We start from the raw sequence: 15005 nt of genomic DNA, 5'->3' as shown, positions 1-15005 counted from the left end.
CTTTTCTGTTTACCTTCTATAGCAATAGCACCCTTCGTCTATCATTTTCCCCATCATTGTTTACTCACATTTAGTTTAACCAAACTAAATTATTTACTATGCACCCGTTTATTTGAAAACTAAAATATTGAGCATTTTAAAGAAGAACTAGCGAAATATATCGATTACTATAATCACAAACGAATGAAGGCAAAATTAAAAGGTCCGAGCCCGGTACAATACCGAACTCGGACCTTGTCCGCTGCCTAATGAACTAACCTGTCTAACTTTATGGGGTCACTTCAAAGCTCGCGATAGGTGGGGGAGGTTCATCAGTAGTTCTTTTCAATGGAGCTACAAAAGTGTGACATATGATAAGCATCCGTTTGTTAAAACTCATTTAAAGTGATTTTGGGACAATCCATTTGCGAGAGAATTTCCTCTAAGTCTGTTATTTCAACAGGGAAGACAACACCTGTTATCTCTTTTTCTGTAGCTATTTTAGCTAATGCTGAAGTGAATATGGCTGTCGTATGATAATCCGAAAATGCCGTTAATGCGATGGTTTTGCTGCATTCTTTATTCTCTAATACTCCTTTTACTTCAATGGAGATCGCCGCTTCTTCCGTTTGCTTCGGATTGTGTTTAATAAATGTTGAAAGAAATTTTTGGTTATTCCATTGGAGGATACGATCAATCACATGAAGGCGTTTAAGCAAGGCGATGAGAGAATTGAAACTATTTTTATTCCAAGCCGTCCAAAAATTTATCTTTTCGATCGGTAAAATTTCTGCCAAATAATTCTTTTCAGCATGATCGATTAATCTTACTTTCCTTTGATCCAATGGATGAGAAAACGTCATATGTCTCGTCTTTGAGAAGCCGGGAATTTTTTCACCGTTCAACATATGAACCTCTTGATTAATTATTTTTAACATATCTAACGTTCCTGATAATCCTACTTTGGCATTTGTATTTTGGAGTAATCCGACATTCACTTCTGAAACTTCATTAAAATTCGCAATGGCTTTTTTGACAAGTAAGCCCGATAACCCTGGGAAAAATCCAGACATGACGATCAAACCGACGTTATTTTCTCTAGCCTCTTGATCTAATTCTTTCGTCATATCAACAAAATCCTTAAAGGTCGTTACATCAATGCAGAAAACTTTATTCTTGATACATTGTTTTTGAATAGTTGGTTTAGGCTGCTTCAGTGCCACAATGACAAGATCAATATGATGAATAGCTTGTTCGATACTGTCTGGATGATTGACATCTAAAAAACGAAAGGTCGCGTTCTTTCCAAATGATTGAGCTGTTTTCTGACCTCTATTCGTTTTATAGTCGCTGACGACTAAATGAATAGTATGATCAAATATCCGAAGCAGCTCATGACAGATCAATTGACCTAATACACCTGATCCTCCTACAACCATAATCTGTTTCATATTGTTCCTCTCTTCTAAATAATTTAGTTTGTTATATCTATACAATGAATTATATAGATATAACAAATATGGTCACAAGGTAAATGTGACAAAAAAGAAAAATAATAGAAACTTTTCTTATAATTTACCGTATATAAGGGAAAAGGTAGACACAAAAGAGGGGGAACAATGACGTATGTCGCTATTGTCGATACATATTAAACAAGCCGGTTATGAGGCAACGGAAACGAAGCTTGCTGATATTCAGTTTTCTATTCAGAAAGGGGAATTAGTTGGGTTAATTGGTTCAAATGGAGCAGGGAAAAGTACAACGATGAAAAGCATTCTTGGGTTGATGCCCTTTTTTGAAGGGGAGATCGTCAACAAAGAGGGAATGAGTATATCTTATTTGCCAGAGCATCCAGTGTTTTATGATGAGTGTACATTGCAGGAGCATATTGATTTTATTGCGGCGATGGAGCAATTGACGGATGAAGTGGTTGAGGAACGGGTGACGCCCTTATTAGAGTTATTTCATATGAGCCCGCATCTTCATGAATTGCCAAATACGTATTCAAAAGGGATGCAGCAAAAAGCGATGATTATTTTAGCCTTGATGATAAAAGCGGATCTGCTTATTATTGACGAACCTTTTATTGGGTTAGATCCGATCGCCACAAAAATACTGTTAACGCTTATTCAGCAAGAAAAAGAGCGAGGAGCAGGGATTTTGATGTGTACGCACGTTCTAGACACAGCGGAAAAAGTGTGTGACCGCTTTTTACTAATCAATTCAGGGAAGCTTCTAGCGAATGGGACATTAGCGCATTTGCAAACAGTTAGCAATCAGCCACAAGCTTCCTTATTTGATTGTTATCACGATCTTATTGAAGGTAAGCGACATGAGTAGTTGGCAAATGTTGATGGGGCGAGTCAAAAAAAATCGTCTGTCTCAGTATAAAATGATTCGATCGATTCTTGATTGGACCGTGCTGCTTTATATCGCCGTTCCAACGGCGATTGCAGCGGTTATTATTTATCGTTCGTGGTGGAGCGAAATGCCTGAATGGAGCGATCCATTTAACCTCTTTTTCTTAAATCTTCTAGCGTATATCATTGGCTGGTTCGGCCGCTATCGTACGTATATGCAAGAAGCAGATGCTCTTTTTTTATGTAAGCATCGAGTGAAATTTATTCAAATGAAAAAGTGGGCTTTCGCTTATTCATTTGGCCAATGGGTGTTAAAAAGTTTACTAATCACGGTTATTTTACTGCCTTTCTTATTGTTTCATTTCTTGTTGACGCCAAGCGAGATCATTGGTTTTTTCCTTTTGTTAATTGGCGGAACTTTTTTCATTGTAACGATTCAAACCATCTTCTTTTTGAGAGAAGGGGGATGGAAGAAAAAGCTGTCTCAAGTAGTGGTGTTTATCGTGCTGTTGCTTGGACATTTGGCCATATTTCCGGCCATCATTTATCAACCTATGTATTCGGTCACCACAGCTCTTTTTCTTATCGTGATTGCTTTTATACTGTTATGGCCAAAAGTGACGACAACGGCTTATTTTCAAGAAGAAGTCAGAAAGGAAAATGAATTAAGGTCGAAGTTGATGAACTCTATTTTTCAGTTCTCACCTGATATGGAAAAGCCGAAAGTGATCAAACGCAAAAAGCCGTTTTTGTTCCGTCAGTCAAGGCGCATTTTTAGGCAGCGGACGGAAGAACATGGATTGATGGAGCTTTTTATTAAAATACTTGTTCGTAATTCGACTTACTTGAGCGGTTATTTTCGTTTAGTTGCGGTTACAGCAGGAGCGATGATTGTTGTCCTGCCTCTCTTGTTTAAGGTGCTGATCCTTATTGGATTCAGCTTCTTTCTTCGCGGTTGGATGGTGAGTTTATGGAATCAACTGATCTTATCTCACCCTATTAGTAACAAATATGAAACGAAGCTTGCTTTTTACAAAGCGCGCAAAAAAGTAAGTGTATATAGCTCTTTTCCCGCGATTTGCTTTTTAGCTATTCTTTTGATTGTCCAGATCATTTAAATAAAAAGATAGATGAGAAAAGTCGCGTGTTTTTTAAAGTATAAATTGCCCTATTTTTAATTGATCACCACGGAAATTTTAGATTAAAAATAGGGGAATCATTCCTCAATTGTTACATGAATTATACATATATTAAAATTTCAAAATTAGACAAAAACTACTTTTTCTTTAAAAAACATTATTGTATGATGAAACCGTGATACGGTCAGGGAAACTTGATGTCACAAAGCTATAGGGGCTAAGGATCGCGATCAATGCCTGTCAGCTACTGTACTGTTACCCAAGAGGAGGAAATTTAATAATGAAAAAGAATTGGTATTCAAAAGCAGCAGCAAGTTTGTTGGCGTTTACGCTAGTTACTTCATCAGTTTCTATGGTAAGTGCTCAAACACCAGAAAACGCAAAACCGCAAGTTGAAAAGAAAAAAGAGCAAAAGAAAAAAGCACCGATTAAATCCCAACAAGGAAAAGCGATTGAAAAGCGCTTAAACGCTTCTGAAGCAACAATTAATAACATCACCAAAGCGATTAACAAGGAGTTTGGTGTGAATCAAGAAGGCCAAGCAAAAGCTACTTTAACAAAAACAATTGCGAACAAAAAATATAATAGCTATGCTGGGAAGCTAAAAGCAGAAATCAATAAATTGCGCGCAATCGATAAACAAATTGCTGTCTCTAAGAAAAAAGACAAAAAGAATGTTGCCGACTACGAAACATTAGCGCAAAAATCAAAAGAGTTACAAAAACTAGCAAATGATGAGATCAAGCGATTAAAATCACTTGTCGATCAAGCAACAGCACCAAAAGGAACAAAAGCTTCGTAAGATAGAATAGTAGGTTAAAAGAGACTGTCATGGGCAGTCTCTTTTTTGTGTTGTTAAGGTTCTGAAACATTCCGAATATATTCAATTAAGAGACTTCCATTCGTTATATTGTAAACTCGGGTTACCTTCAGTAGTATCAATTCATGGATGATTATACCTAGGAGGAATAGTGGATGAGCCGATTAACGATTCGAAAAAAATTAATCGTGTTTGCAGCGATTATTTTATTCATTCCAAGCTGTAGTATTGGGGTGTTTTCTTTTATGTCTGCAAAAAAACAAATAGAGGCGCAAATGAGGGATCAAGCGGAGTCGCAAGTCTATCTGTCGAATCAACTGCTAGACCAAACCTTTTTACAAGAAAAAGAGAAAGCGAAATTTCTAAGTGAAATTGTACAGAAGTCAATGGGGAGTGAAAAGGGAGCTGCTAAACTCGAGGCGAATCTGAAAAAATTCAAAGCGTCAAACCCTAATATCTTGGCTGTATTTGTCGGGTTTGATAACGGGTTTTATCGGAATGAACCGAAGCAACCAATTCCTGCTGGGTTTATACCGAACGAACGCCCTTGGTATCAAGAGGCGGTGAAAAATAAAGGTCAAAGTATCATCACTCCACCGTATGTTGACGCTGTTACTCAGTCTATGGTTGTGACAGTTGCTCATATGCTAGCGGACGGCAGTGGAGTTATTGCCTTTGACTATAAAGTTGAACATTTGAAAGAAGATATTCTGAAGAATAACATTGGCCAAGAAGGTTATTTATTTGTAACAAATGAGAATAATGAAGTGTTGTTTCATCCTCAGTGGGGAGATGATGGCTATTCGTTAAATGAACAGATTACTAGTCAATTAAATGGCGAAAAGGGAAGCTTTGTCGCAACGGAAAAGGGAGAAGAGAAAGAATATATTTTTGAAACAAATCCAGCGACAGGCTGGAAAGTCGTAGGTACCTATGCATTATCTGAAGTGGACGAGCAAGCAAAACCGATCTTCAATATTACGTTACTCGTTGTGACAATGGCAGTGATTGGCGGCGGAATCATCGTGTTCTTTATTGTAAGAAGCATCACCATTCCGTTGAAAAAGCTGATACACGCGGCAAAAAAAGTAAGCGAAGGCGATTTGACAGAGTCTGTAGAGGTCACTTCTAAAGGTGAAATTGCGGATTTAGCAAGTAGTTTTAACACGATGACAGATTCGCTACACACGTTATTGCATCATATTAGCGAAAGCTCCGATCATTTGACCTTGGCTAGTGAACAAATGGCCGCTCACTCCAAGCAAGCGGAACAATCCACGACGGAAGTAACGCATCGCATGGCTCAAGTGGCTAGCGGTTCAGATCGACAAATGCAAAGCTCAGAAGAAACGGCAAGAGCGATGGAGGAAATCTCCATCGGTGTGCAGCGAGTGGCTGAAAGCTCAGCGGATGTCTCAGAAGTGTCCGTTCAAGCAACGAAAGAAGCTCAACAAGGACGAGAAATGTTAGAAAATGTGATTGCACAAATGAATTTGATTCGGGCATCTGTTCAAGAAGGTGTCAGTGAGATCAAAAAATTAAACAGTCATTCCGTTGAAATCGGTCAGATTATTTCTGTCATTACTCAAATTTCCGAGCAGACGAATTTATTGGCGTTAAATGCGGCGATTGAGGCAGCTAGAGCAGGAGAACATGGAAAAGGGTTCGCGGTGGTAGCGGATGAAGTGCGAAAACTAGCGGAGGAATCCAAGAAATCAGCCGACCAAGTCGCAAGTTTAATTACAACGATTCAACAGGCAACGGCTCGCTCGACTTCTGTGATCGAAAAAAGCGAAAACGAAGTAGAAAACGGCATCGAACTGACAGCAGAAGCAGGAGAAGCGTTTATGCACATTCTCCATTCCGTTGAACAGGTAGCGGCGCAAATTCAAGAAGTATCTGCGACAGCGGAGGAAATGTCAGCGAGTTCCGAAGAAGTGACCGCTTCCGTAGGAGAAATGGCAGACATTTCAAAAGAAGCAGCGCAAACAACAAGTGAAGTCGTCCAACTATCCGAACAGCAATTACAGTCCTCGAAAGACAACACGAAAGCGATTGAACAATTAAGCGAACTAGCGCTACAATTGCAGCAATCTGTGCATCGATTTAAAGTGTAAGACAAAGTCCTAGGATTTCCTAGGACTTTTTGTTTGGTTAAAAATGGGATATAATGATAGAGAGAGGAGAGATATATAGATATGCCGATTACATACTGGACAAGCAAGAATATGACACTGCGGGCTGTCCAACCTGACGATATAGTCATTTTTGATTTATTAGATACCGAGATTTTAAGGAATATGGATTCACTTCACTATCCGCGATCAAAGGCCCAAATGCAAGAATGGGTGGAGGAACAATTAGAAGAGGATGAATTCCGTTTTATTGCTGTTGATCAGGAAAATAACATAGTGGGCATGATTGAAACATTTGATTGCGATAGAAAAAATGGTACGTTCGATTACTATTTGGCTGTGTTTGAACCATATCGAGGTAAAGGCTATGCGAAGGAAATGATCCTTTCAGTGATTGGCCATTATTTTTCGGAACGCGCTTATCAAAAGGTAAATACAATCGTTTATTCCTTCAATCAGCCATCTATTGGTTTACATGAAAAACTAAAGTTTATCAAAGAAGGACAACTAAGAAATATGATTTTCACGAAAGGTGCCTACTTTGATGGGATTTGCTACGGAATGACGAAGCAAGAGTTTGAACTGCATTATTCAGATTATCTGAGGTAAATGATGCCATTTGGTAACTGAAAAAAGAGGCTATAGAAAAAGCAAACGACGAGGTACTAGATAGTATCGCGTCGTTTTTTCATAATCAGTCGCGATTAGGTTCGGATTAGTCGTAAACTGTTCATAATCAGTCGGCGCAGTACAAATATCAGTCGCTCCTCCGCAATTTCCATTTCAATAACGTATAGTCTATTTTCCTTTAATTCCCGGATTCATATATCTTAGACAATGAAAACCCTCGTCCTAAAATTTCGGATGCGTTGAGGAAGACAACGAAGGAGCTTGGTTCTTGCTCCTGCAGTAATTTTTTTAAATAAATCGCTTCTTGCTGTTCCATAACGGACATGATCAACGTCTTTTCTTTATTGGAATAGCCACCAAACGAATGGATTTTTGTAAAGCCGCGATCAACTTCATCTTTAATCATCGATTGAATCAACTCTTCTTGCTCAGTAATGATAAGAACGAGCTTAGACGAAGAGGATTGCAGCTGGACAAAGTCGATTACTTTACTCGTGACATAAATCGACATCATCGCATACAAGGCTAGTTCAAGGTTAAAGACGACCGCAGAGGCAGCTACGACGAACCCATCGACAATGAGCTGTGAGTAGCCGCTAGATAAACCTGTGTATTTTTTCAACAGCTGGGCAAGCGTCGCTGTTCCCCCCGTTGAACCTTTCCCGCGATACACAATTCCAAGTCCTACCCCTAATAATATTCCTCCATAAATCGCAGCCAGTAAAGGATTATCAATTTTAAACGGAATATCAGCACTGAGCCAAATGGTGAAAGGTACGAAAAATGTCCCAACTAACGTCTTAAAGCTAAAATCCTTGCCTAACAGGAGAACGCCTAACACAAATAGAGGCAGGTTAATAATCCATTGGACATAGGCAGGGTTAAATTGGTATACCTCATATAAAATCGTACTGATACCAGAGACTCCGCCAGCTGCTAATTTAGCTGGTAGAAGGAACATATTATACGATAAACCGACTAAAATCGAACCAATCACAATGGAAAGATATTCGACAACAAGCTTCTTCTTAGGTGTTTGATTATTCATATGATCTCCCTATCCTTTATGTATTCGTTAGACTTTTATCCTGCATTAACGGGCTGTAAGATCCCCACCTCAACATGGCAGAAGGAGCGTAGCCGTGTAGGTGAGGGATGAAGAAAAATCCCACTGATTGAAGCTTCACTTTATTTTAACACAAAATCAAGCAATGTTATTACCTTCAGATTGTGGAGAAATAAGGTGGAGTAACGAGGTGTTTGAGTCATTAATCACTCACTCTTATACATTAGTGTTAGAAAAATTGCCTAAGAAGATTCAGGGGAAGCTTCAAGTGGAATAAAGCCTCTCATTCTACCAAAAGAAATGAAAAAGTATTTTTTGAAAATAACATGAAAACGCCGTATCCATGAGCCAATCTATGAATAAACTATTTTAGGAGGTGTGAAAATATTGGAAATATATAACGCGGTGATTATTCCGCTGATTTTAGGTATGGTTGAGTTATTAAAAAGAGCTGGATTCCCGACGAAGTACAGTCCTATTGTTGCAGTATTCCTCGGAATATTATTTGGCGTTTTTTATCTCGACCAAGGCGTGAAACAAGGAATTATTATAGGATTGATACTAGGGCTCTCTGCTACTGGATTGTACAGCGGTTCTAAAAATGTAATAGAAACAAAGAAAGAAGAATAGTTTAGTATTTAAAATTACGTTTCTAGAAGAATAAACATTCAGAAAAAATAAATTTAAGTAATTTCCATTTTTTATATTGTAAGCTTGGGGCATCTTTAGTACTATTTACTTAATATACCTTTATGACTAGGAGGAATGTTCGGATGTCCCGATTGTCCATTCGGAAGAAATTGAGTATTTTTGCGGCTATTATTTTGCTTATACCAAGTATTAGTATTGGTATTTTTTCGTTTCAGTCTGCTAAAAACCAAATTGAGACTCAAATGAGTGAGCAAGCGAACGCACAAGTACAATTGTCGAACGAATTACTTGATCAAGTCTTTATGAAAGAAAAAGAAAAAGTAAGTTTTTTAAGCAAAATGGTGTCTAAGTCTATGGGGCATGAAAAAGCAGTTGTTCAACTTCAGAACCAGTTGAAAAGGTTCAAGGACTCAAATTCTAGCATTATGTCAATTTATGTCGGATTTGAGAATGGTTTATTTCGAAGAGAACCTGTTGAAGAACAGCAAGTTGATTATGCAGTAACGGAACGTTCTTGGTATCAAGAGGCGATCCAAAATAAAGGAGAAACGATTGTCACTCCGCCATATGTTGATGCGGTGTCTAAAGCTAACGTTGTGACAGTGGCTCAAGCCCTAGAAGATGGTAGTGGAGTTATCGCGTTTGATTACAATGTTGACCATTTGAAAGAAGCGGTTATAAACCATACTGTGGGCAAAAAAGGCTATTTATTTGTAACGAATGAGAATAATGAAGTGTTGTTCCACCCTCATTCGGGAGACGATGGCTATTCGTTAAATGAACAGATTACTAGTCAATTAAATGGAGAAAAGGGAAGCTTTGTTGCAACGGAAAAGGAAGAAGAGAAAGAGTATGTTTTTGAAACAAATCCAGCGACAGGATGGAAAGTCGTAGGTACATATGCTTTGTCTGAAGTGGACGAGCAAGCAAAACCGATCTTCAATATTACGTTACTCGTTGTGACAATCGCAGTGATTGGTGGCGGAATCATCGTGTTCTTCATTATAAGAAGTATTACGGGTCCTTTGAGAAAGCTGATACACGTAGCGCAAAAAGTAAGCGAAGGCGATTTGACAGAGTCTGTAGAGGTCACTTCTAAAGATGAAATTGCGGATTTAGCGAACAGCTTTAATGGTATGACGGGTTCATTGCGAACATTATTACGTCATATTGGTGAAAGCTCTGACCATCTAGCTTCGGCCAGTGAACAAATGAACGCTCACTCCAAGCAGACAGAACAAGCGACGACGGAAGTGACACGTCGAATGGCCGATGTGGCAAGTGGTTCAGATCGACAAATGCAAAGCTCTGAAGAAACGGCAAGAGCGATGGAGGAGATCTCCATTGGTGTTCAGCGTGTCGCTGAAAGCTCAGCGGATGTCTCAGAAGTGTCCGTCCAAGCAACGAAGGAAGCGCAACAAGGGCGAGAGATGCTTGATAATGTCATTCAACAAATGAATTCCATTCGGGCATCGGTTCAAGATGGTGTCAGTGAGATCAAAAAATTAAACAGTCATTCCGTTGAAATTGGTCAGATTATTTCTGTCATTACCCAAATTTCTGAGCAGACGAATTTATTGGCGTTAAATGCGGCAATTGAGGCGGCTCGCGCAGGAGAACACGGAAAAGGATTTGCGGTTGTAGCGGATGAAGTGCGAAAATTAGCGGAGGAATCCAAGAAATCAGCCGACCAAGTCGCAAGTTTAATTACAACGATTCAACAGGCAACAGCCCACTCGACTTCCATTATTGAAAAAAGCGAGTATGAAGTAAAAAATGGTATCCAACTGACAGCGGAAGCAGGAGAAGCGTTTATGCATATTCTCCACTCTGTCGAACAAGTAGCGGCGCAAATTCAAGAAGTATCTGCGACAGCGGAGGAAATGTCAGCGAGTTCCGAAGAAGTGACCGCTTCCGTAGGAGAAATGGCAGACATTTCAAAAGAAGCGGCGCAAGCAACAAGCGAAGTCGTCCAACTATCCGAACAGCAATTGCAGTCCTCTAAAGATAATATGACAGCAATTGAGCAATTAAGTGAACTGGCACTAGAACTTCAACAATCTGTTCGTCGCTTTAAAATGTAACAAAAAGTCCTGGGATTTCCCCAGGACTTTTTGTTTTGACTAACATCAGAAAAAGAAGAGGTCGTTGATGTTGAGGTTTTGTAAAGTTGGATGTGATATTTTAGCCTATAGAGTAACGATGAATGTATGAAGGAGAAATCATCAATGTCTACTATCTCGCAATGGAATGAAATCAAAAATACAGCACTAACTCTTAAAGAACTGGATGATTATTTGCAGTCAATATCCGAGTCTAAAAGTATATTTAACGTGACTGAAAAGCAATGGAAAAATTGGCGGCAGGGAGACTTTGTCTACTTCTCTTATATCATTAATGAAAAGCCTGTTATGTTGAAAATGGATCTTATGCTTGATCATGGCGTATCTCCAAGTACCATTGTAAAAGTTGTTGGGTGTGAAACTATTTGATTGTATGTGGATGTGTAGTATGTACAATACAAACAATCAGTAAGGGCATATAGAATAAATGGTTATTGGTTTTGATAAACATCTCCTCCGTTTTGTGCTAATATTTAAATAAATCAAAATAGCAAAGGGGGAGAAAGATGTTTACGAAAGAAGAAAAGGATGCCATTTATAAAGTGATCTATAAACGCCGGGATATTCGAAGCTTTTTACCTACACCGATTCCATCCGAATTAATTCATAATATTTTAGAAGCGGCTCATCATGCCCCATCAGTTGGATTTATGCAACCTTGGAATTTTATTATTATTTCTTCTCAAGAAGTGAAAGAGCGATTAGCGTGGGCAGCCGATAAAGAGAGAAGGGCACTCGCTGTTCATTACGAAGGGGAAAAAGAAAATGAATTTCTAAGTCTTAAAGTAGAAGGATTAAAAGAAGCCCCCATTACCATTTGTGTGACATGTGATCCGACAAGAGGAGGCTCACATGTGTTGGGACGCAATTCCATTCCTGAAACGGATATTCTATCAACTGCCTGTGCGATTCAAAACATGTGGCTTGCTGCATGTGCAGAAGGGCTAGCGATGGGCTGGGTTAGCTTTTATAAGAAAAACGATATTCGCGATATTTTACACATTCCTCCTCATATTGATCCGGTAGCTTTAATGTCCATCGGCTACACCGATCAATATCCGAATCAGCCCATTCTTGAGACCGCCAAGTGGGAAAAAAGACGCTCGATGGATGATTTAATTTTCAAAGAGAAATGGGGACAGCAAGGCTGATTCAATAGGCAAAGAGCATATGAATATCAGGCTGTCTCATAAGGAGGGACAGCCTCGTGATATGTAAATTGGTTATTGAAATATTTGGTGAAATATCAGAATTGATAAAAAATTATTTGCTTAAAAGAGGGTTTTTTTATTATTTTGGGAATGAAATATATAACATAAAAACAGAGGGGGAATATCGTGACGGATTTAAAGAATGTGGAAACATTGGAGGAGCTAGAAAAGATTATTTCTAGCGATTCTTTTGAGTTTAAATGTAAACAGACGAATCAAGTAGTGGTCGACATGAAGCCGTATCCTTTTAATATTATTGCTTACTATTTGGAGGATAGAAAGCTACGTATGTCACCAGTCGAATATTTACATGAAAATTTAGTGATGATCAAGAAAGAAATTCAACATCATGTGTCTTAGAATAAAATAGGCTGTTTCCGAAGTGTAAACTTTGGAGACAGCCTATTCACGTTAATAAATAAAGCAAGTGTCCTGAGGTGTTTGTCCGTACAAATAAAATGGGTTTGAATAGACTACAGTAAGACATGAGAAAGGGGGAATAACAATGAGCGATGTATGGTTTCCAGATAGAAACAGAAGACGCAGAGATAATAATGGTCGTTCAAGAGCAGATTTCGATAATGATGTAAGAGTAGATGTTGATGTTGATGATGACATTGATGTTGATGTACGCAATGACAACGATAACGACAATGACAATGAATTGAAAAACATCGATAAAAACACAAATATTGCTAAGGTGATTCGCAGTGGCAATGCCAGAATTCACCTTGATATCGATGTGGATTCAGATTCCGCTGCAAGAGTACGCTCAAGAGCGAATTCAGATCAAGACCAAGATCAGGAACAAGATCAAGAGCAGGACTTTGATTTTTAAGGCCGGTGGGGGAAAGGATGATTTTTCGTCCTTTCCTTCAAAAAATAATAGAAAAGAGGAAAGTGGATGGCATCTCCGCAAAGATTTCCTTTCGGCAGAAGAGAAATATTTGATCAAGAACGTGAAATAGCAAAGGTTGGACATAGCGGAAATTCAGATGTAGATATCCATATAGATGTGGAAGTGGATACAAAGCCAGTCGCTTATGCCATGCTCTGTTCATTATTAGCAACTAAACAACTGACGACCGAAGAATTTGAGGAAGCTTTAGAAAGGTTACAAAACCTAATAGACAAAGATAAGAATACAAGAGTTGAGAAAAAGAACAATCATTCATCAAGAGTGAAATTATTTAATCAAAATGGCTGGGAAGATCAGCGATAATATATGTTATCGTTGTTTCTCCCCCTATACATATATGGTATGGTTGGCATGATGGTGCATGGCTTCATAACATGATTCTATGGAAGTTTCGGAGCAGATTGGGAAGAAAAAAGATAAAAAATGGTTGAATCGTTAATAGAATGAAGTGATCTTTGCTTATAGGTGAATGAAAAATTGTATAACTACTCTGTACCGAAAGCGAAGTGACAGGTGCAAAAATCCTAATTTAATGGCATTTTCAAATAAGAAGTATCGTCCCAAAAGTTTGCGACGCAGACTTTTGGGACATCCTCTTTGAAACGGGCCTATCTACCCTTATGTTTCTTTTTAGCTTTTTGGATTTTTAACTCTCTTTTAAATCTCTTGAGTTCCTCTTGCTGGTGCTTATTTTTTCTAGACTTTTCTTTTTTTCGCAGAGCATATTCCTCTTGAATGGCTTCTTGTGCTTTTGTGGAAATGTTAGCTTGCTTCATTTCCTTAGAAACCATTCTTTGAAGCCGTTTTGGATTTACTTTTTTGGGTAAATCATTTTGGATCGTGATTCCTTTTTGGTCATGCTTTTCGATATGTTTTAGCAAATCCCTGTTAATAAAATCTAAAATTTCCTGATCTTTCGGTTCCGCACTAAAAATATAACGATAAGCTTTAAGAGTCTTTCCAGATACCATTTCAATGATTCCTACATAAAATTGACCATCATAATAAATAGTTAGTTTCATGACAGGTCCCTCCTCTAAAAGTAATTAGAATGATGGACATCCCGAGGAGGGGAAGGTTACTGACAGCCATATACGCTGCATTCGGACTACCAACCGAATTGTGTTTTTTCATTCTATATGTATTATACAATTTTATCCCGCATTAACGGGCTGTAAGATCCCCACCTCAACATGGCAGAAGGAGCGTAGCCGTGTAGGTGGGGGGTCAACAGCCCGTAAACGCCCGATCCGTTCAACTAACAATCAGTGGGGGATGAAGAAAACCCCCACTGATTGAAGTTTCACTTTATCTAATTTGGTAAATGATTCAAGTGGTTAAGTTCCAATTATTTCATATTTTCGGGGCAGAACTTGAAACTTTTTCCTTCTTGATCCGTATAATTTTATAATTATAACAAGGAGGTGTGCCCATGTATGATGTTGATGGAGGCGGAGATTGGCTATTCACAGCTGTTCCGGCATTGATAGGAATTATTTTTGTGATTATTTTTGTAGTGATAATAACTAATTTATTCAGAGGTGTTAGTCAATGGAAGAAAAACGAGGATTCCCCTCGCTTATCTGTTCCTGCCCTGGTCAAAACGAAACGAACAAATGTGACGAGACATAATCAGCATCACTCTTCTACGACGTACTTTATTACATTTGAGTTCGAGAGTGAGGATCGGTCAGAGTTTCGTGTTTCAGGTAAGGAATATGGCATGCTTGCAGAAGGGGATAGCGGCACGTTAATCTTTCAAGGAACAAGGTATATTGATTTTAATCGGAAGTTGAATGAAAATAGTGAAGATATGCAGGAACCCGAATAATACGGATAAATACCTTCATAAATAACAGGTCTATAGGATAAAATATCCTTCAACTCAGTTGGATAAAAAATAAAATCAGACGTAGTAAAGAGCACTGATGATAGCCTAGATCAGTGCTTTTTGTTGACTATTTAAGACACG

Annotated in this window: 16 protein-coding genes, 3 pseudogenes and 1 riboswitch; of the genes and pseudogenes, 16 read left to right on the top strand and 3 right to left on the bottom strand. The window is 38.5% G+C overall.

Annotation, left to right across the window (positions count from 1 at the left end):
* Positions 1–123: 123 nt before the first annotated feature.
* Positions 124–249 (top strand): annotated as a pseudogene (locus WDJ61_RS09940) (IS3 family transposase); the annotation flags it as partial.
* A 119-nt stretch (positions 250–368) separates the two neighbouring features.
* On the opposite strand, the gene WDJ61_RS09935 reads toward WDJ61_RS09940, so the two are convergent.
* Positions 369–1430: a saccharopine dehydrogenase NADP-binding domain-containing protein gene (locus WDJ61_RS09935; RefSeq protein WP_338749244.1), complete on the bottom strand. Its 1062-nt coding sequence runs from the start codon at positions 1428–1430 to the stop codon at positions 369–371.
* A gap of 175 nt (positions 1431–1605) precedes the next feature.
* Here WDJ61_RS09935 and WDJ61_RS09930 point away from each other — a divergent pair, with 175 nt between their 5' ends.
* The 6 genes and pseudogenes from WDJ61_RS09930 (at position 1606) to WDJ61_RS09910 (ending at position 7042) form a co-directional block, all read left to right on the top strand.
* Entirely contained in the window at positions 1606–2319 is a 714-nt protein-coding gene (locus WDJ61_RS09930; RefSeq protein WP_338749242.1) for an ABC transporter ATP-binding protein, read from the top strand.
* Complete coding sequence (locus tag WDJ61_RS09925) at positions 2312–3457, top strand: ABC transporter permease (protein ID WP_338749240.1); 1146 nt, start codon at positions 2312–2314, stop codon at positions 3455–3457. Before WDJ61_RS09930 ends, WDJ61_RS09925 begins: the two co-directional genes overlap by 8 nt.
* 188 nt (positions 3458–3645) lie before the next feature.
* A riboswitch (cyclic di-GMP riboswitch) is annotated at positions 3646–3730 on the top strand.
* A 28-nt stretch (positions 3731–3758) separates the two neighbouring features.
* Positions 3759–4280, top strand: a complete 522-nt coding sequence (locus WDJ61_RS09920; RefSeq protein WP_338749238.1) for a hypothetical protein — start codon at positions 3759–3761, stop codon at positions 4278–4280.
* A 173-nt stretch (positions 4281–4453) separates the two neighbouring features.
* Positions 4454–5473: pseudogene (locus tag WDJ61_RS19085) on the top strand (cache domain-containing protein); the annotation flags it as partial.
* Positions 5468–6415: a methyl-accepting chemotaxis protein gene (locus tag WDJ61_RS19080; RefSeq protein WP_413789095.1), complete on the top strand. Its 948-nt coding sequence runs from the start codon at positions 5468–5470 to the stop codon at positions 6413–6415. The pseudogene WDJ61_RS19085 and the gene WDJ61_RS19080, both read left to right, overlap by 6 nt.
* A gap of 81 nt (positions 6416–6496) precedes the next feature.
* Positions 6497–7042, top strand: a complete 546-nt coding sequence (locus WDJ61_RS09910; protein WP_338749234.1) for a GNAT family protein — start codon at positions 6497–6499, stop codon at positions 7040–7042.
* A 199-nt stretch (positions 7043–7241) separates the two neighbouring features.
* Here WDJ61_RS09910 and WDJ61_RS09905 read toward each other — a convergent pair whose 3' ends face one another.
* On the bottom strand, positions 7242–8111 hold the full coding sequence (locus tag WDJ61_RS09905) for a YitT family protein (RefSeq protein ID WP_338749232.1): 870 nt from the start codon (positions 8109–8111) through the stop codon (positions 7242–7244).
* A 396-nt stretch (positions 8112–8507) separates the two neighbouring features.
* On the opposite strand from WDJ61_RS09905, the gene WDJ61_RS09900 reads away from it, so the two are divergent.
* The 8 genes and pseudogenes from WDJ61_RS09900 (at position 8508) to WDJ61_RS09870 (ending at position 13336) form a co-directional block, all read left to right on the top strand.
* Positions 8508–8759, top strand: coding sequence for a hypothetical protein (locus tag WDJ61_RS09900; protein WP_338749229.1), 252 nt, complete (start codon positions 8508–8510; stop codon positions 8757–8759).
* Positions 8760–8881: 122 nt separating this feature from the next.
* Positions 8882–9922: pseudogene (locus WDJ61_RS19075) on the top strand (cache domain-containing protein); the annotation flags it as partial.
* Positions 9917–10864: a methyl-accepting chemotaxis protein gene (locus tag WDJ61_RS19070; protein WP_413789094.1), complete on the top strand. Its 948-nt coding sequence runs from the start codon at positions 9917–9919 to the stop codon at positions 10862–10864. The pseudogene WDJ61_RS19075 and the gene WDJ61_RS19070, both read left to right, overlap by 6 nt.
* A 144-nt stretch (positions 10865–11008) precedes the next feature.
* The gene (locus WDJ61_RS09890) at positions 11009–11272 is read left to right on the top strand and encodes a hypothetical protein (RefSeq protein WP_338749225.1); all 264 of its coding nucleotides are present in this window, start codon (positions 11009–11011) and stop codon (positions 11270–11272) included.
* Positions 11273–11409: 137 nt separating this feature from the next.
* The gene (gene bluB / locus WDJ61_RS09885) at positions 11410–12054 is read left to right on the top strand and encodes a 5,6-dimethylbenzimidazole synthase (RefSeq protein WP_338749223.1); all 645 of its coding nucleotides are present in this window, start codon (positions 11410–11412) and stop codon (positions 12052–12054) included.
* Between the two features lie 186 nt (positions 12055–12240).
* Positions 12241–12474 carry a hypothetical protein gene (locus WDJ61_RS09880; protein WP_338749221.1) on the top strand — a complete coding sequence of 78 codons (234 nt, stop codon included), beginning with the start codon at positions 12241–12243 and terminating at the stop codon, positions 12472–12474.
* A gap of 145 nt (positions 12475–12619) precedes the next feature.
* Positions 12620–12952, top strand: coding sequence for a hypothetical protein (locus WDJ61_RS09875; protein ID WP_338749220.1), 333 nt, complete (start codon positions 12620–12622; stop codon positions 12950–12952).
* A 66-nt stretch (positions 12953–13018) separates the two neighbouring features.
* A complete protein-coding gene (locus WDJ61_RS09870; protein ID WP_338749218.1) occupies positions 13019–13336 on the top strand; it encodes a hypothetical protein in 318 nt (105 codons plus the stop codon).
* A gap of 305 nt (positions 13337–13641) precedes the next feature.
* On the opposite strand, the gene WDJ61_RS09865 is transcribed toward WDJ61_RS09870, so the two are convergent.
* Complete coding sequence (locus tag WDJ61_RS09865) at positions 13642–14055, bottom strand: YjdF family protein (protein ID WP_338749216.1); 414 nt, start codon at positions 14053–14055, stop codon at positions 13642–13644.
* A gap of 410 nt (positions 14056–14465) precedes the next feature.
* Here WDJ61_RS09865 and WDJ61_RS09860 point away from each other — a divergent pair, with 410 nt between their 5' ends.
* On the top strand, positions 14466–14864 hold the full coding sequence (locus tag WDJ61_RS09860) for a DUF2500 domain-containing protein (protein ID WP_338749214.1): 399 nt from the start codon (positions 14466–14468) through the stop codon (positions 14862–14864).
* Positions 14865–15005 lie beyond the last annotated feature (141 nt).

Origin of the sequence: Bacillus sp. FJAT-52991, assembly GCF_037201805.1 — a bacterium.
GTDB classification, from domain to species: Bacteria; Bacillota; Bacilli; order Bacillales; family Domibacillaceae; genus Bacillus_CE; species Bacillus_CE kandeliae.
This window is presented reverse-complemented; position numbering and strand designations above follow the sequence as displayed.